Origin of the sequence: Rhizobium sp. NLR10b (genome assembly GCF_019685435.1) — a bacterium.
GTDB lineage: Bacteria > Pseudomonadota > Alphaproteobacteria > Rhizobiales > Rhizobiaceae > Rhizobium.
Map to the genome: position 1 here is coordinate 86,127 of NZ_JABDWV010000002.1, position 17,376 is coordinate 103,502.

Annotated in this window: 13 protein-coding genes; 12 read left to right on the plus strand and 1 reads right to left on the minus strand. The window is 62.2% G+C overall.

Annotated features, from left to right (window positions below; translation table 11 throughout):
• The first annotated feature begins 4 nt into the window (after nt 1–4).
• From murG to murB, 3 genes are read left to right on the plus strand one after another with little or no spacing between them, the layout of a single operon-like run.
• Complete coding sequence (gene murG / locus HJB91_RS02875; RefSeq protein ID WP_210630617.1) at nt 5–1,129, plus strand: undecaprenyldiphospho-muramoylpentapeptide beta-N-acetylglucosaminyltransferase; 1,125 nt, start codon at nt 5–7, stop codon at nt 1,127–1,129.
• A complete protein-coding gene (gene murC / locus HJB91_RS02880) occupies nt 1,126–2,541 on the plus strand; it encodes a UDP-N-acetylmuramate--L-alanine ligase (RefSeq protein ID WP_210630618.1) in 1,416 nt (471 codons plus the stop codon). The genes murG and murC overlap by 4 nt, the downstream gene beginning before the upstream one ends.
• A complete protein-coding gene (murB, locus tag HJB91_RS02885; protein WP_064810823.1) occupies nt 2,538–3,512 on the plus strand; it encodes a UDP-N-acetylmuramate dehydrogenase in 975 nt (324 codons plus the stop codon). The genes murC and murB overlap by 4 nt, the downstream gene beginning before the upstream one ends.
• Before the next feature lie 3 nt (nt 3,513–3,515).
• Here the strand turns inward: murB and HJB91_RS02890 are convergent, their stop codons facing one another.
• Nucleotides 3,516–4,445: an SDR family oxidoreductase gene (locus HJB91_RS02890; protein WP_221153419.1), complete on the minus strand. Its 930-nt coding sequence runs from the start codon at nt 4,443–4,445 to the stop codon at nt 3,516–3,518.
• Between the two features lie 448 nt (nt 4,446–4,893).
• On the opposite strand from HJB91_RS02890, the gene HJB91_RS02895 reads away from it, so the two are divergent.
• The 9 genes from HJB91_RS02895 (at nt 4,894) to ligA (ending at nt 17,273) form a co-directional block, all read left to right on the plus strand.
• Nucleotides 4,894–5,820, plus strand: coding sequence for a D-alanine--D-alanine ligase (locus HJB91_RS02895; RefSeq protein WP_221153420.1), 927 nt, complete (start codon nt 4,894–4,896; stop codon nt 5,818–5,820).
• Entirely contained in the window at nt 5,808–6,740 is a 933-nt protein-coding gene (locus tag HJB91_RS02900; protein WP_210630621.1) for a cell division protein FtsQ/DivIB, read from the plus strand. Before HJB91_RS02895 ends, HJB91_RS02900 begins: the two co-directional genes overlap by 13 nt.
• Nucleotides 6,737–8,068, plus strand: a complete 1,332-nt coding sequence (gene ftsA, locus HJB91_RS02905; RefSeq protein WP_064803798.1) for a cell division protein FtsA — start codon at nt 6,737–6,739, stop codon at nt 8,066–8,068. The genes HJB91_RS02900 and ftsA overlap by 4 nt, the downstream gene beginning before the upstream one ends.
• 56 nt (nt 8,069–8,124) lie before the next feature.
• Nucleotides 8,125–9,855, plus strand: coding sequence for a cell division protein FtsZ (gene ftsZ / locus HJB91_RS02910; RefSeq protein WP_210630622.1), 1,731 nt, complete (start codon nt 8,125–8,127; stop codon nt 9,853–9,855).
• Between the two features lie 264 nt (nt 9,856–10,119).
• Nucleotides 10,120–11,076 (plus strand): UDP-3-O-acyl-N-acetylglucosamine deacetylase, encoded by a 957-nt coding sequence (lpxC, locus tag HJB91_RS02915; RefSeq protein WP_210630623.1) that lies wholly within the window; start codon nt 10,120–10,122, stop codon nt 11,074–11,076.
• Between the two features lie 267 nt (nt 11,077–11,343).
• A complete protein-coding gene (locus tag HJB91_RS02920) occupies nt 11,344–12,213 on the plus strand; it encodes an outer membrane protein assembly factor BamD (protein WP_210630624.1) in 870 nt (289 codons plus the stop codon).
• A 5-nt stretch (nt 12,214–12,218) separates the two neighbouring features.
• Entirely contained in the window at nt 12,219–13,892 is a 1,674-nt protein-coding gene (recN, locus tag HJB91_RS02925; protein WP_210630625.1) for a DNA repair protein RecN, read from the plus strand.
• 379 nt (nt 13,893–14,271) lie between these two features.
• A complete protein-coding gene (locus HJB91_RS02930; RefSeq protein WP_221153421.1) occupies nt 14,272–14,799 on the plus strand; it encodes a DUF6886 family protein in 528 nt (175 codons plus the stop codon).
• Between the two features lie 317 nt (nt 14,800–15,116).
• Nucleotides 15,117–17,273 carry an NAD-dependent DNA ligase LigA gene (gene ligA / locus HJB91_RS02935; protein ID WP_210630627.1) on the plus strand — a complete coding sequence of 719 codons (2,157 nt, stop codon included), beginning with the start codon at nt 15,117–15,119 and terminating at the stop codon, nt 17,271–17,273.
• Nucleotides 17,274–17,376 lie beyond the last annotated feature (103 nt).

The following is a 17,376-nucleotide window of genomic DNA, read 5'->3' on the forward strand; positions in this document are numbered from 1 at the left end:
GGTCATGAGCAAAGGCATCGTGCTGCTTGCCGCCGGGGGGACCGGCGGCCATGTGTTCCCGGCGGAGGCGCTGGCCTTCAAGCTGAGGGAGCGTGGTTATTCGGTGCATCTCGTCACTGACAGCCGGGCCGAACGCTACGCCGGCAAGTTCCCGGCCGAGGAGATCCATGTCGTGCCGTCGGCGACGATCGGCTCGAAGAACCCCGTTGCCGTCGCCCGCTCGCTGTGGACACTGTGGAGCGGCATTCGAGCGGCCAAAAGGCTGATCCAGCGGCTGAAGCCGGTGATTGTTGTCGGCTTCGGCGGTTACCCCACCGTGCCGCCGCTGCTGGCCGCGACGCGGCTCGGCGTCGCCTCGATGCTGCATGAGCAGAATGCGGTCATGGGCCGCGCCAACAAGGCGCTGGCGCCGCGCGTCAGGGCGATTGCCGGCGGCTTTCTGCCGGAAAGTGGCGATGCTTTTTCCGATAAGACGGTTGCAACAGGCAATCCCGTGCGCCCGGCAATTCTTGCCGCAGCCGAGCAGCCTTACACGCCGTCGCATCCCGGTGAGCCCTTCAATCTCGTCGTTTTCGGCGGCAGCCAGGGCGCGCAGTATTTTTCCAAGGCCATGCCGACGGCGATCAGCCTTCTCGATGACGGTCTGCGCACACGGCTCAGGGTGACGCAGCAGGTGCGCCCTGAGGATTTGGAAATGGTCAGCGGCTGTGTCGCCAAGCTGGAGATGGGAGCCGACATCGCGCCATTTTTCAACGATATGGCGGAACGTCTTGCACAGGCACATCTGGTGATCTGCCGCTCCGGCGCTTCGACGGTTTCGGAGATCTCCGTCATCGGACGCCCGGCCATTCTCGTGCCCTATCCGCATGCGCTCGACCATGATCAGGCGGCGAACGCCGCAGCACTGGCTGCGACCGGGGGGGCGAAGGTGATCTCTCAGTCTGAGCTTTCACCTGAGCGTATCGCCTCTATACTGAGCCATGTGATGAACGATCCGGACAAGCTTTCGCAGATGGCGGCGGCGGCCAAGCTCGCCGGGAAACCGAATGCGGCGAACTTGCTTGCCGACATGGTTGAGGCTATTGCCGCCGGCAAGACAGTCTCAGAATTCAAGAGGACACGCGCATGAAACTGCCGAAGGCGATCGGTCTCGTCCATTTTATCGGCATTGGCGGCATCGGCATGAGCGGCATTGCCGAAGTGCTGCACAATCTCGGGCACAAGGTGCAGGGATCGGATCAATCCGACAGCGCCAATGTGCAGCGACTGCGCGACAAAGGCATTGAGGTATTCGTCGGCCATCGCGCCGAAAATCTCGGTGATGCCGAAGTTGTGGTCGTTTCGACGGCGATCAAGAAGACCAATCCGGAACTTATCGCCGCGCGTGAAAAGCTGCTGCCGGTGGTACGCCGCGCCGAAATGCTCGCCGAGCTGATGCGCTTCCGCAATGCGATCGCCATTGGCGGCACCCACGGCAAGACGACGACCACCTCGCTGGTCGCCACCCTGCTCGAAGCCGGCGGGCTCGATCCGACCGTCATCAACGGCGGCATCATCAACGCCTACGGCACCAACGCCCGCATGGGCGAGGGCGAGTGGATGGTGGTCGAGGCCGACGAATCCGACGGCACCTTCCTGAAACTTCCAGCCGATGTCGCCGTCATCACCAATATTGACCCGGAGCACCTCGACCATTATGGCAGTTTCGACGCCGTGCGCGCCGCCTTCCGGCAATTCGTCGAAAACGTGCCGTTCTACGGCTTCGGCGTGATGTGCCTCGACCATCCCGAGGTGCAGGCGTTGGTCGGCCGCATCGAAGACCGCAAGATCATCACCTATGGCGAGAACCCGCAAGCCGACGTGCGTTTCAAGAATGTGCGCATCGACGGCACGCGCTCGATCTTCGACGTCGAGATCCGCCGTCGCCGCACCGGCCAGAGGACCGAGCTCAAGGGGCTGGTCATGCCGATGCCCGGCCGCCACAATATATCGAACGCCACGGCGGCGATCGCGGTCGCCAACCGACTTGGCATCTCGAGTGAAGATATCGCCAAGGGGCTTTCTTCCTTCGGCGGCGTCAAGCGTCGCTTCACGCTGACCGGCGAATGGAACGGGGTGCAGATCTTCGACGACTACGGCCACCATCCGGTGGAGATCAAAGCGGTGCTGAAGGCGGCCCGTGAATCCTGCAAGGGGCGCATCATCGCCGTCCATCAACCGCATCGTTACACGCGTCTCGCGAGCCTGTTCGAGGAATTCGCCGCCTGCTTCAACGACGCCGACAGCATTTTCCTGGCGCCCGTTTATGCGGCAGGCGAGGATGCGATCGAAGGGATCGACTCCATGTCGCTCGTCTCGCGGATTAAATCCGGCGGCCATCGCGACGCCCGCTTCCTCGCTTCGGCGGAGCTTCTGCCGCAAATGGTTGCGGAGGTTGCAAAGCCTGGTGATTTCGTGGTTCTGTTGGGGGCTGGGAGCATCACATCATGGGCGGCAGCACTGCCCAAGCAACTGGAAGGTCTATCGGGAAAGTCCGCATGAAACAGGTGAATGGGGAAAAGCTTCTGGCGTCTCTCGGAGACGGTGTAAAGGATATCCGCGGCCGTATCACGCCGGATGCCCCCATGGATCGCGTCACCTGGTTCAGGGCCGGCGGCCTCGCCGAACTGATGTTCCAGCCGCATGACGTCGACGACCTCATTGCCTTCCTGAAGATATTGCCGGAAGAGGTACCTCTGACGGTGGTCGGCGTCGGCTCCAACATCCTGGTGCGCGACGGCGGCATTCCAGGCGTTGTGCTGCGCCTCTCGGCCAAAGGCTTCGGCTTCGTCGAGCTTGCCGGCGAAAACCGCATCCTCGCCGGCGCCATCTGCCCCGACAAACACGTCGCGGCAATGGCGATGGACAACGGCATCGGCGGCTTCCATTTCTTCTACGGCATTCCGGGCGGTATCGGCGGCGCGGCGCGGATGAATGCCGGCGCCAACGGTGTCGAGACGCGTGAGCGGCTGATCGAGGTTAACGCCGTCGACCGCAAGGGCAACAAGCATGTGCTTTCCAATGCGGAGATGGGTTATTCCTACCGGCATTCAAAGGCACCCGCCGATCTGATCTTCACCTCGGTCCTGTTCGAGGGCTATCCGGAAGATCGCGCCCAGATCCGCGCCGAAATGGACGCTGTGCGCAATCACCGCGAGACGGTGCAGCCGGTGCGTGAGAAAACCGGCGGTTCGACCTTCAAGAACCCGCCCGGCCATTCCGCTTGGAAGCTGATCGACGAAGCCGGCTGCCGCGGCTTGGTGATCGGCGGTGCGCAGATGTCATCGCTTCACTGCAACTTCATGATCAACATGGGCCAGGCGACCGGCTATGATCTCGAATATCTCGGCGAGCAGGTTCGCCGTGAGGTCTTCGAGAAAGACGGCATCAAGCTCGAATGGGAAATCAAGCGCCTCGGCGTCTTCATGCCCGGCCGGGAAGTGCGCCCGTTCCAGGGCGTGACGAGCGAATAGGGCCTACTTCACTGCCAGTTTCAGCCCTTCGCGCGGGGTGACGACGGGCGACCAGCCCAGAACCTCACGCGCCCGGGATATGTCGACCTGTAGCGAACCGCAAAGGCGCTGGTAGACGGCTTCCTTCCCGGCTGCCTTCGCCGCCATGTGCAGCAGCGCAGGCGGGACGGGGACCAGCATCGGCTTGACGCCGAGTCCTGCGGCAACTCCCCTGATGAGCTCAGGCGTCGAGAGGTCCTCGCCATCTCCGGCAAGGAAAGTCTCGCCCGCGGCGGCGGGATGGTCAATGCAGGCGATGATCAGATCGACGAGATTTTGCACCGCGACCAATGTGCGGCGGTTCTTCAGTGAAGCGAAGGGGAGTGGCAGCTTCTTGCGGACAAGATTGACGAGAAGCGCGAAGTTGCCGCGTGCGCCGGGGCCATAGACCAGCGGCGGGCGGATGATGACGACTTCCATGCCGGTGCGTGCCGCGATTTCGCGCAGGCCGATTTCGCATTCCAGCTTCGAAATGCCGTAGGGATCAATCGGCTTCGGTGTGTCATCGTGCCGGAACGGCCGGTCGTTCTCTTCTCCGTTGACCTTGATGGTGCTGACGAAGACGAATCTCTTCACGCCGGCGCGGGCGGCCTGTTCGGCGAGATTGAGCGCGGCGGCGGTGTTGACCCGGCGGAATTCCGCCAGCGGATCGGCTGCGCGGTCGTCCATGATGTGAACGCGGGCGGCGAGATGGATGATGACGTCGACGCCTTCAAGCGCGGCCTTCCAGTCGGTTCCGTCGGTAATTTCAATCGGAAAATGCGCTACCGCAGACGGAAAGGCAGAGGTCTTGGATCTCGTGGTGGCCACGAGCTTGCAAGTCTTGTCTGTGTGCAGCCGTTTGACAAGCGGACTACCGACGAAGCCGGCAGCGCCGGTGACGAGGCATCGCATGATTTTCTCCCTGCTCACCCATGCGCCTTCGCTAACCGGAAGCGCTATCGGCATCAATAGAAAAGCGGTGACGCCCGCGCGCCGAGGCGCTCTGCATTAATCAATTCGAGACGCCGGCCGCCGCCTCACTGTTGCCGGTATCCGGCTGAGAGATTGCATCCGATTCCCTTGGCTATCTCCATCGCGGGTGAGCGCAATTGGGTATGTCGTTGAACGGATGCGCTTTTTCACCTCCGCGCAGGTTCATTCCCGGACGGCGAGGGGTCGGTCGCACAATGAGCAAATGTTAAAAGGCCGCGAAACTCCGGGCTAACAGTTAACCAAAGTAAACACTTCATTAACCATAATGATGCTCTAATGCATGTGAGGCCCGGCAAAGGCGCGAACGACGTAGACAGCTTCGCGCAAGCGTCGATTTCAAAAGTGGAAGTTATTTTTGGGGGCGTTGATGAGTCGCAAGCATGTTGCTGTCCTGATGGGCGGATTTTCCTCGGAAAGGCCCGTCAGCCTTTCCTCGGGAAAGGCTTGCGCAGAGGCACTCGAAGCAGAAGGCTTCAAGGTGACCACGATCGATGTCGCCCGCGATGTTTCTGAAAAGCTTGCGGCATTGAGGCCCGATGTCGCCTTCAATGCGCTTCATGGGCCGTTCGGTGAGGACGGGACCATCCAGGGCATCCTAGAATATCTGGAGATCCCCTATACGCATTCAGGTGTGCTTGCCTCGGCGCTCGCAATGGATAAGGACAAGGCGAAGCGTGTCGCTGCCGCCGCCGGCATCCCTGTCGCCGAATCGCAGGTCATCAACCGTTTCGCCTTTCCTCCGACGCATCCGATAAAGCCGCCTTATGTGGTGAAGCCTGTGCGCGAGGGCTCGAGCTTCGGCGTCGTGATCGTCAGCGAAGATCAGGCGCATCCGCCGCAGGTCGTCAGTTCGCCCGAATGGCGTTATGGCGAAGAAGTGCTGGTCGAACGCTATGTCTACGGCCGCGAGCTCACCTGCGGCGTCATGGGCGAGACTGCGCTCGGTGTCACGGAGGTGGTCCCGCAGGGACACAATTTTTATGATTACGATTCCAAATATGCTGCGGGCGGTTCAAAACACGTCATCCCGGCGAAAATTTCACCGAATATTTACCAAAAAATACAAACATTGGCCCTAAGGGCGCATCAGGCAATCGGTTGTCGCGGCGTCAGTCGGTCCGACTTTCGTTACGACGATCGTTTCTCCGAAGACGGCGAGATCATCTGGCTGGAGGTCAATACCCAGCCAGGCATGACTCCTACCTCGCTCGTGCCCGAAATGGCCGGTCATGCCGGCTATTCCTTTGGTGAGTTTCTCCGGTGGATGGTGGAGGACGCGTCTTGTTTGCGTTGACGGTCAAAAGGATAGGGCGCCCCAGCCATCATGCCGTGCTTCCGATCGTGGAGGCCGAAGAGCGGTTCGTGCTGCCGCGTCCGCTGCGCCGCGTCACCCGTTTCCTGATCAGTCTCGGCAGCGGCCGCATCTACATTCCGGCCCATACCGGGACGGTGTCGGCGCTTGCCTTCCTGGTTGCGACCGGCCTCTACGGCATGTCGCTCGGCGGTCACACTGAAGCCGTCGCGCAGGCCACGACGACGGCCGCAGGTTTTGCGATCGAGGACGTAAAAGTCTCCGGCAATTCGGAAACCTCCGAAATCGAGATCCTGCAGCTGATCGGTCTCGACGGCACGACCTCGCTGGTCGCGCTCGACGTCGATGCGGCCCGCCGGAAGATCGCGCACCTTCCGTGGGTCGAGAATGTCGAGGTTCGAAAGGTCTATCCGAGGACGATCGAAGTGAAGCTCAAGGAGCGTGAGGCCTATGCGATCTGGCAGCACGGGCAGGAGCTTTCGCTCATCGAGAAGAACGGCAGCGTTATTGCGCCACTGCGTGACAACAAGTTTTCGTCGCTGCCGCTCGTCGTCGGCCGCGACGCCGAGACCGCGGCGGCTTCGCTCGGCGACGCCTTCTCGAAGTGGCCCGACGTGAAGGCCCGCGTGAAGGCCTATGTGTGGATATCGGGCCGTCGTTGGGATCTGCACATGGATAACGGCGTCATCGTCAAGCTGCCGGAAGACGGCATCGATCAGGCGCTGGCGACGCTTTCGAAGTTCGACAGGGAGCATCAGCTCCTGGAGCGGGACATCGCCGCGGTCGATCTGAGATTGCCCGACAGGACCGCGATCCAGCTGACACCGGAAGCGGCGGTCCGCCGGCAGGCGGCGGTAACGGAGCGTACCAAGGAATTGAAGAAGGCGGGGCAGAATATATGAGCTTGTTCGGTTCATCCCATTTCGGATTGCCGCGCCTGAAGCCGCTTTCGTCGAAGCGCTCGCATGTCGTTTCGGTGCTCGACATCGGCTCGACCAAGGTCGTCTGCATGATCGGTCGGCTGACGCCGCGCGAGGAAAGCCAGATCCTGCCGGGCCGCACGCACAATATCGAGATCATCGGTATCGGCCATCAGCGCTCCCGCGGCATCAAGACCGGCGTCATCGCCGATCTCGACGCGTTGGAAGGCGTCATCCGTCTTGCCGTCGATGCGGCGGAGCGGATGGCGGGGCTGACCGTCGAAAGCCTGATCGTCAACCTGACGGCCGGCCGCCTCGGCAGCGATATCTACACCGCGACAATCGACCTGGGCGGCCAGGAAGTCGAACTCAACGATTTGAAGAAGGTGCTGTCGGCCGCTTGTCAGCAGTCGCTGCGCCAGGACCGTTCGGTGCTGCATTCGCTGGCGACCGGCTTCTCGCTCGACGGCGAGCGCGGCATCCGCGACCCGCTGGCAATGTACGGCGATGCGCTCGGCGTCGACATGCATGTCGTGACCGCGGAGCGCTCGGCGCTGAAGAATCTGGAACTCAGCGTCAACCGCGCGCATCTGTCGGTCGAGGGCATTGTGGCGACCCCCTATGCATCCGGTCTTGCGGCTCTCGTCGACGATGAGGTCGAACTCGGCTGCGCGGCGATCGACATGGGCGGCGGCACGACGACGATTTCGGTCTTTGCCGAAGGGAAGCTCGTTCATACCGATGCCGTCGGCCTCGGCGGCCATCATGTCACCACCGACCTGGCGCGCGGCCTTTCGACCCGCATCGAGGATGCAGAGCGGCTGAAGGTCGTGCATGCCTCCGCACTCTTGAATTCCTCCGATGAGCGCGAGCTGATCTCGATCCCGCCAATCGGCGAGGACGATCGCGACCAGCCGTCTCAGGTGCCGCGGGCGCTGGTTTCGCGCATCGTATCGGCCCGAATCGAAGAGACGATGGAACTGATCCGCGACCGGATCCAGCGTTCCGGCTTCAGCCCGATCGTCGGAAAACGCGTCGTGTTGACGGGAGGCGCGAGCCAGCTGACCGGCCTTGCCGAGGTGGCGCGGCGCATTCTGGCCCGCAACGTCCGCATCGGCCGTCCGATGGGCGTCTCGGGACTGCCGACGGCGGCCAAGGGCCCGGCCTTTTCGACGGCCGTCGGCCTGATGATTTATCCGCAGGTCGCGGACATGGAGACACATGCGTCACAGAGCGGTCTGCTCATGTCGCTTGGGGGAAATAACAGCCGCATAGCCCGCATGGGCCAGTGGCTGAAGGAAAGCTTCTGAAATTTGCGTAATTGGCCGGCGTGGCGATGCGGCCAGAGAGAGAAGGAACAGGTACCATGACCATCAAGCTGCAAAAGCCTGACATCACCGAGCTGAAGCCGCGCATCACCGTGTTCGGCGTCGGCGGCGGCGGCGGCAACGCCGTCAACAACATGATCACCGCAGGCCTCCAGGGCGTCGACTTCGTCGTTGCCAACACGGACGCGCAGGCGCTGACGATGACGAAGGCCGAGCGCATCATCCAGCTCGGCGCCAACGTCACCGAAGGCCTCGGTGCCGGCTCGCAGCCGGAAGTCGGCCGTGCGGCCGCCGAAGAGTGCATCGACGAGATCATTGATCACCTGAACGGCACGCATATGTGCTTCGTCACCGCGGGCATGGGCGGCGGCACCGGCACCGGCGCTGCGCCCGTCGTCGCGCAGGCAGCCCGCAACAAGGGCATCCTGACGGTCGGCGTCGTCACCAAGCCGTTCCATTTCGAAGGCGGCCGCCGCATGCGTCTGGCCGAGATGGGCATCCAGGAACTGCAGAAGTCTGTCGACACGCTGATCGTCATTCCGAACCAGAACCTCTTCCGCATCGCCAACGACAAGACGACCTTCGCCGATGCTTTTGCCATGGCCGACCAGGTTCTCTATTCAGGCGTCGCCTGCATCACCGACCTGATGGTCAAGGAAGGCCTCATCAACCTCGACTTCGCCGACGTCCGCTCGGTGATGCGCGAGATGGGCCGCGCGATGATGGGCACCGGCGAAGCCTCCGGCTCCGGCCGCGCACTGCAGGCAGCCGAAGCGGCAATCGCCAACCCGCTGCTCGACGAAACCTCGATGAAGGGTGCGCAGGGCCTGCTGATCTCCATCACGGGCGGTCGCGACCTCACCCTCTTCGAAGTCGACGAAGCTGCGACCCGCATCCGCGAAGAAGTCGATCCGGACGCCAACATCATCCTCGGCGCCACCTTCGACGAATCGCTCGAAGGCATCATTCGCGTCTCGGTCGTCGCGACCGGTATCGACCGGGCGATCAGCGAAGCCGCCGAGCGCAACTTCCAGCCGGCCGCCAGGCCCGCTATCCGTCCCTCCGCGGCTGTTGCTCCGGCAGCGGCCGCAGTTCAGCCTGCCCCGGTGATGCAGGCACCGAAGGCCATCGATCCGATCGCGCAGACCATCCGCCAAGCCGAGATGGAACGTGAGCTCGAAATTTCGGCCCCGCGTGCCGCAGCACCCGTCCAGCAGCCTGCTGCGCAGCAGGAAGTCTTCCGCCCGCAGAGCAAGATCTTCGCGCCTGCACAGGAAGCTCCGGCGATCCGTCCGCAGGTGCAGCAGCAGGCTCCGGCGCCGGTAATGAGCCAGCCGGTGATAAGCCAGCCCGTCCAGCAGCAGCCCATCCAGCAGCAGCCGGTCCGACAGGAGCCGGTTATCCGGCAGGCGGCTGAACCGGTGCGCATGCCGAAGGTCGAGGATTTCCCGCCGGTCGTCCAGGCTGAACTCGACCATCGCACGCAGCCGGCTTCCGCGCATAGCCAGGAAGAGCGCGGCCCGATGGGCCTGCTCAAGCGAATCACCAATTCGCTTGGCCGCCGCGACGATGACGCCGTTGCCGCCGACATGACCGCCGCACCGCCGGCCGCGTCACAGCAGCGCCGTCCGTTGTCACCGGAAGCAAGCCTCTATGCGCCGCGTCGCGGCAATCTCGACGATCAGGGTCGCGCGGTTCCGCAGGCTCGCATGATGCAGGAAGACGATCAGCTGGAAATTCCGGCATTCCTGCGCCGCCAGTCGAACTGAAATATCGGGGCATCGGCACCGTTCATGCCCGGGATCCAGGTCCCGGGCATTGCTGTTTTTCGGCCGGGAATTCTTGAGCGATATCAACCGTGTGACTTCGTAACAAAACGAAAGAAACAGTGATTTGGATTGGAGCGCCGGCGCACGTAAATATGGCGCAAGAAAACTGCGCTGGGAGTCGTCTGGACGAGACTCTTTCTGCAGAAGGAATGATAACCGCGCCGTGGGACAAGCCGCTGGAGCGGAAAAATAAAGGCAGATTTTATGGCAATTGGCTTGCTGGGTTTTCAAACGACGGTTTCGCGTCCCGTGACGCTCTCGGGCATCGGCGTTCATTCGGGTGCGAATGTCTCGATCACGCTGAACCCGGCCGAAGCGGACACCGGCGTCGTTTTCCAGCGCCTGCACGATAATGGCGACATCACCGAACTGAAGGCCGTCTCCTCGCAGGTCGGCAATACAGACCTCTGCACGGTGCTCGGTTTCTCACCCACGCGTTCAATCGCGACGATTGAACATGTCATGGCCGCCGTCTATGCGCTCGGCCTCGACAATGTCATCATCGAGGTGCAGGGCGCAGAAATGCCGATCATGGACGGCAGTTCGCTGCCCTTCGTCGAAGCGATCGAGCAGGCCGGTCTCGTCTCGCTCGGCGTCAAGCGTCGTTATATCCGCATCACCAAGCCGGTGCGGATCGAGCATGGCGGCTCCTGGAGCGAATTCCGTCCCTACGACGGCACGCGCTTCGAAGTCGAGATCGATTTCGAATGCCCGCTGATCGGCCGGCAGAAGTGGGTCGGCGACATAAGCGCCGCCGTCTTCAAGTCCGAACTTTCTCGCGCCCGCACCTTCGGCTTCATGCGTGATGTCGAGCGTCTCTGGGCATCGGGCCATGCGCTCGGTTCTTCGCTTGAAAATTCCGTCGTCATCTCGGACGACAATACGGTCATCAATGTCGAAGGCCTGCGATACGCCAAGGACGAGTTTGTCCGCCACAAGACGCTTGATGCCGTTGGCGACCTGTCTCTCGCCGGCGTCCAGTTCATCGGTTGCTACCGATCCTATCGTGGCGGCCACAAGATGAATGCCAATGCTTTGAAGGCGCTGCTCGCCGATCCCTCTGCCTACGAGGTGGTCGAGACTTCGACGCCGCGCCAGCGCGTCGCCGCTCGTGAGCTGATCGCCGTCAGCGCTTCGGAATTCACTCCCTGGTCGGCATGACCTCCAGCATATTCTCAAGACCAGGCCGCCTCTTTCCCGGAGGCGGTTTTTTTATATCCGGTCGCACTGGCGGCAACAGGCATTTCTTGCAGATGCGCTGCTGCAACAGATCGGCAAGAAGATGAAAAGCCGGCCAATCCGGCGGCGGCTGCCACAAAAATGCGTTAATGCCTTATCATTGCGTTGCTCTTGATGCACATTTGTGGCTAGAAACGCCAGCGAGGCGTGGCTGTCGTGGAGCGAGCGGCGGCAGTGGGGTTCTTTTGAATGGCTTATGCAGGATCTGAAGGTATGATGAAGACAGCGCGCGCTTTGTTCGCATCGCTTCTGGTGCTTAGCGCAGGCGCCTCGATCTCCGGCTGCCAGTCGGATCCCGATATCGACATCACCAAGCTTGGCCTCGAAACCGATCCGCCTGACGTGCTCTACACCCAGGGCCTTGCCAATATGAAGGCGGGCAACATGGCGGAAGCGTCGCGCAAGTTCGATGCGATCGATCGCGAGAACCCATTCTCCGAATGGGCGCGCAAGGCGCTTGTGATGAGCACCTTCGTCAAATACCGCCAGGGCAAGCTCGATGATGCGCTTGCGTCGGGCAACCGTTACATGTCGCAATATCCGAAGTCTCAGGACGCTGCCTATGTGCAGTATCTCATCGGTCTCACCTATTCCAAACAGATCGTCGACGTCACCCAGGACCAGCGCGCCTCGGCCAAGACGATCGAGGCGATGCAGGCGGTCGTCGACAATTATCCGAACTCCGAATATGTCGACGATGCCCAGGCGAAGATCCGCTACGCCCGTGATCAGCTCGCCGGCAAGGAAATGCAGATCGGCCGTTACTATATGGAGCGGAAGGAATATCTCGCCGCAATTTCGCGCTTCCGCATCGTCGTCGAGAAGTATCCGAACACGAACCAGATCGAAGAGGCCCTGGCCCGTCTCGTCGAGGCTTATTACGCCATGGGTATCGTCGACGAGGCGCAGACCGCGGCAGCCGTTCTTGGTCACAACTATCCGGACAGCCAGTGGTACGCCGATTCCTACAAGCTGCTGCAGACGGGTGGCGCCGAGCCGCGTGAGAACAAGGGCTCGTGGATCGCTGCGGCAGGCAAGAAACTCCTGCTCGGTTCCTAAGTCCCATGCTGATCCAGCTTTCGATCCGCGATATCGTCCTGATCGAGCGGCTGGATCTTGCCTTCGAGACCGGCCTTTCCGTGCTGACGGGCGAGACGGGAGCGGGCAAATCCATCCTGCTCGACAGTCTGTCGCTGGCGCTCGGCGGGCGCGGTGATGGCGGTCTGGTGCGCCATGGCGAAGACAGGGGCCAGGTGACGGCGGTGTTCGATGTCGGCATGGACCACGGGGCGCGGGTGCTCCTGCGTGAAAACGGCATAGACGACGATGGCGACCTGATCTTCCGCCGTCAACAATCAGCCGATGGGCGCACCAAGGCCTATGTCAACGACCAGCCGGTCAGTGTGCAGCTGATGCGCCAGGCCGGCCAGATGCTGGTCGAGATCCACGGCCAGCACGATGATCGCGCTCTTGTCGACACCAATGCCCACCGCAACCTGCTCGATGCCTTCGGCGGCCTTACTGATGAAGTCGCTGAGGTGTCCCGGCTGTATCGTCTGTGGCGCGACAGCGAACGGACGCTGAAGAAACACCGCGAGAAGGTGGAAAGCGCGGCGCGCGAGGCTGACTATCTGCGTTCCTCTGTCGAGGAGCTCGAGAAGCTTTCGCCGCAAGACGGTGAGGAAGAAGAACTCGCCGAAAGCCGGCAGAGGATGATGAAGGCAGAGCGAATCGCCGGCGACATCGCCGAAGCCTCCGAATTCCTCAACGGCAATGCCTCGCCGGTGCCGCATATCGCCTCGCTGGTGCGCCGACTGGAACGCAAGAGCCATGAAGCGCCCGGGCTGCTCGAGGAGACGGTGACGCTGCTCGATGCCGCGCTCGACCAGCTTTCCAATGCGCAGATGGAAGTCGAGGCAGCGCTGCGCAAAACCGAATACGATCCCAGGGAGCTGGAGCGGGTGGAGGAGCGGCTTTTCGCGCTCAGAGCCGCGTCGCGCAAATATTCCGTGCCGGTCACCGAGCTGCCGGCGCTGGCGGTGCGCATGATCGCCGATCTTGCCGACCTCGATGCGGGCGAGGAGCGGCTTGCGCGTCTGGAAGCGGAGGTCGGTCTGGCGCGAGAGAATTACGATTCGGCGGCGCGCTCGCTTTCCGACAAGCGCCATCAGGCCGGCGCCGCGCTGGCTGCCGCCGTGATGGCCGAACTGCCAGCTCTGAAGCTCGAACGCGCTCGTTTCATGGTCGAGATCACCACGGATGCGCAGGAGGCGCTGCCCGAAGGCATCGACGTCGTCGAGTTCCATGTCCAGACCAATCCCGGCACGCGCCCCGGCTCGATCATGAAGGTCGCCTCCGGCGGCGAATTGTCGCGTTTCCTGCTGGCGCTGAAGGTGGCGCTCGCCGATCGCGGGTCCGCGCCGACGCTCGTCTTCGACGAAATTGATACCGGTGTCGGCGGTGCTGTGGCCGATGCGATCGGCCAGCGGCTGAAGCGGCTCTCTGATCGGGTGCAGGTGCTATCGGTCACGCATGCGCCGCAGGTCGCAGCCCGGGCGGCGACGCACCTGCTGATCTCCAAGGGGCCGGCGGCCGAAGGTTCCGAAAAGATCGCCACTCGCGTCGCGACGATGGCGCAGAAGGACCGCACCGAAGAAATCGCCCGCATGCTCGCCGGCGCTTCGGTGACGGAGGAGGCGAGGGCGGCCGCCAAGCGGTTGCTGGCCGGTAACGGCTGATCGCTGCTGCCGGCAACGGTGACAAGCGTTCGGCTTGACGGATATTGTCCGACCAGCGCTTTCCATTTCTACGATCAAGTTTGGCGCGAACATTCACGTCAATCTCCCTCATCCCTGTGGCCTCAGGGCTTTGCCCGAGGGAGGTCACAGAGATCCAGCAAGCTCAAGTCCTTGGGCGCGGAAGACTCCTTTCATTCTGCGTGAGTCATTCACCGCGCAGACGCGCGGTGGCTGGATTCCTGTGACGGGCACAGGAATGAGGAGGAGAGGTAGGCGAGCTTGTCCGATGCTGAGCCATCCGGCATGCTATACATGCAGCGGTGACAAATATTCCGCTTCACATTATGCCGGTCACTCCGATCAGCGGCGATCCATTGCCATGCGTCTTTTCCATTTCAGTGATGGTCCCGACATTGCAGCCTTCGAGCCGCGCCGGGTTCGCATTCCCTCGGCCCGCCCAGCGGGCAAGGAATGGCTGAACGCTCCACTCGTCTGGGCGATCGACGCTGACCATGACTTCATGTATCTCTTTCCCCGCGATTGCCCGCGCATCCTGATATGGGCAACCTCCGAGACGTCCGGAGCCGAGCGGCGGCACTGGCTCGGCGACTGGCGGGCTGCCGCCTTCATCGAGCGCCAGTGGCTGGAAAAGCTCGAAGCGGAGACGATCCATCGCTACGAGCTGCCGGTCGAGGATTTCGAGGATCTCGGCGATGCAGGCATGTGGGTCGCCCGTACACGCGTCGTTCCCATCGAGCGAACTGCGATCTCGCGCGTCGACCGGGAGTTTGCGCCGCGCGGGGTGGAGCTGCGGGTAGTCGACAGCTTGCGGCCGCTGAAGAGCCTTGGGAATACCGGCCTGCATGTCAGCGGCATCCGGCTGCGCAATGCGCGGGATTGGGAATAGGGCGGGCAGGACGGCGACAACGGTTTCGTGAGCAGAGGTCTGGTGCATACGCCTACCTCAACTTCCCTCATCCCTGTGCTCGTCACAGGGATCCGGAACGCCCAAGTCTTTGGGTGCGAGAGATTGTTTGCCGACCTGTAAGTCATTCACGGCGCGGACGCGCCGTGGCTGGATTCTTGTGACAGGCACAGGAACGAGGGTGGAGAAGCCGGCGGGTCGATCTTCCCGATACGGGATATGCAGCCTCTCTTTTCATCCGTCGATTTTGCTCTAAAAACAATGCAGATTTCTGGCCAGATTCTCTGGAGTGATGTTCCATGTCCACCGAAAGTTCCGCCGTCGATACGGTGACGATCGAAGAGGCTGCTGTCGAGCTCGAACGGCTGGCGAAGGAGATCGCGCATCACGATGCGCTCTACCACGGCAAGGACCGGCCGGAGATTTCGGATGCCGATTACGACGCATTGAAGCGCCGCAACGATGCGCTGGAAGCGCGGTTTCCCGAGTTGATCCGTGAGGACAGCCCGTCGCGGCGGGTCGGTGCTGCGCCCTCGGTCACCTTCTCGCCCGTCGTCCACGCGCGGCCGATGCTGTCGCTCGACAACACCTTTTCGCAGGAGGACGTGCAGGATTTCGTCGCCAGCGTTTATCGATTCCTCGGTCGCCTGCCGGACCAGTCGATCGCCTTTACCGCCGAACCGAAGATCGACGGGCTTTCGATGTCGATCCGCTACGAGAACGGCAGGCTGACGACGGCTGCCACGCGCGGCGACGGCACCACGGGCGAGAACGTCACCGCCAATATCCGGACGATCGCCGAAATACCCAACCAATTGCCGAAGGGCGTTCCCACGGTCGTGGAGATCCGCGGCGAAGTCTATATGGCCAAGAGCGATTTCCTGGCGCTGAACCGGCAGATGGAGGCGGAGGGCAAACAAACCTATGTCAATCCGCGCAACACGGCAGCGGGGTCGCTGCGCCAGCTCGATGCCAAGGTGACGGCGAGCCGCAAGCTGAAATTCTTTGCCTATGCCTGGGGCGAGATGTCTGACATGCCGGCCGATACGCAATTTTCCATGGTGCAGACCTTCAAGGATTGGGGATTTCCGGTCAATCCGCTGATGAAGCGGCTGAATTCGGTCGCCGACATCCTGGCGCATTACGATGAGATCGGCCTCAAGCGCCCGGATCTCGATTACGATATCGACGGCGTCGTCTACAAGGTCGACAGCCTGGAACTGCAGCAGCGCCTGGGCTTCCGTTCGCGCAGCCCACGCTGGGCGACGGCGCATAAATTCCCGGCCGAGCAGGCCTTTACCGAGGTCGAGAAGATCGAGATCCAGGTCGGCCGCACCGGGGCGCTGACGCCTGTGGCGCGGCTGAAGCCGATCACGGTCGGCGGCGTCGTCGTCACCAATGCGACGCTGCATAATGAGGATTACATCAAGGGCATCGGCAATAGCGGCGAGCGCATCCGGCCGGAGGAACACGATATCCGCGAGGGCGATACCGTCATCGTCCAGCGCGCCGGCGACGTCATTCCACAGATCCTCGATGTCGTGATGGAGAAGCGGCCGGAGGCGGCAAGGTCTTACGAATTTCCGAAGACATGCCCGGTCTGCGGTTCGCACGCGGTGCGCGAGGTCAACGAGAAGACCGGCAAGATGGATTCGGTGCGTCGCTGCACCGGCGGCTTTATCTGCCGGGCGCAGGCGACAGAGCACCTGAAGCATTTCGTGTCGCGCAATGCCTTCGATATCGAAGGGCTCGGTTCGAAGCAGATCGACTTCTTCTTTGAAAACGAGGACCCGTCGCTGCAGATCCGCACGGCCCCGGAGATTTTCACGCTGGAGAAGCGCCAGCAATCCTCGCTCACCAAGCTGGAGAATATCGACGGCTTCGGCAAGGTCAGCGTCGGCAAGCTCTATGCGGCGATCAACGAGCGGCGCAGCATCGCGCTCCACCGCTTCATCTATGCGCTCGGGATCCGCCATGTCGGCGAGACCACGGCAAAGCTCTTGGCGCGCTCCTACGGCACCTATGAGGCCTTTGCGACCGCGATGAAGGAGGCGGCACCGCTTTCCGGCGATGCCTGGAACGATCTCAACACTATCGAGGGCATCGGCGAGGTCGTGGCGCGCGCCATGGTCGAGTTCTACAAGGAGCCACGCAATATCGAGGTGATCGGCCGCCTGCTCGACGAGGTGACGCCTACGGAGGCCGAACAACCGGTCACGTCAGGCAGCCCGGTCGCCGGCAAGACGGTGGTCTTCACTGGTTCGCTCGAAAAATTCACCCGCGACGAGGCGAAGGCGAGGGCCGAAAGTCTCGGCGCCAAGGTGGCGGGCTCGGTGTCGAAGAAAACCGATATCGTCGTCGCCGGCCCTGGCGCCGGCTCGAAGCTCGACAAGGCGCGTGAGCTCGGCGTCCAGACGATGGACGAGGATGAGTGGCTGGCGCTGATTGGCGGGTAGGAGATCGGTGTGAAAGCCTTGAGGGTTCCTCGGAGTCATCCTCGGCTTTGTGTCGAGGATCTCCCCTGTATCGATCGTTGCAGATGCTCGGGACAAGCTCGAG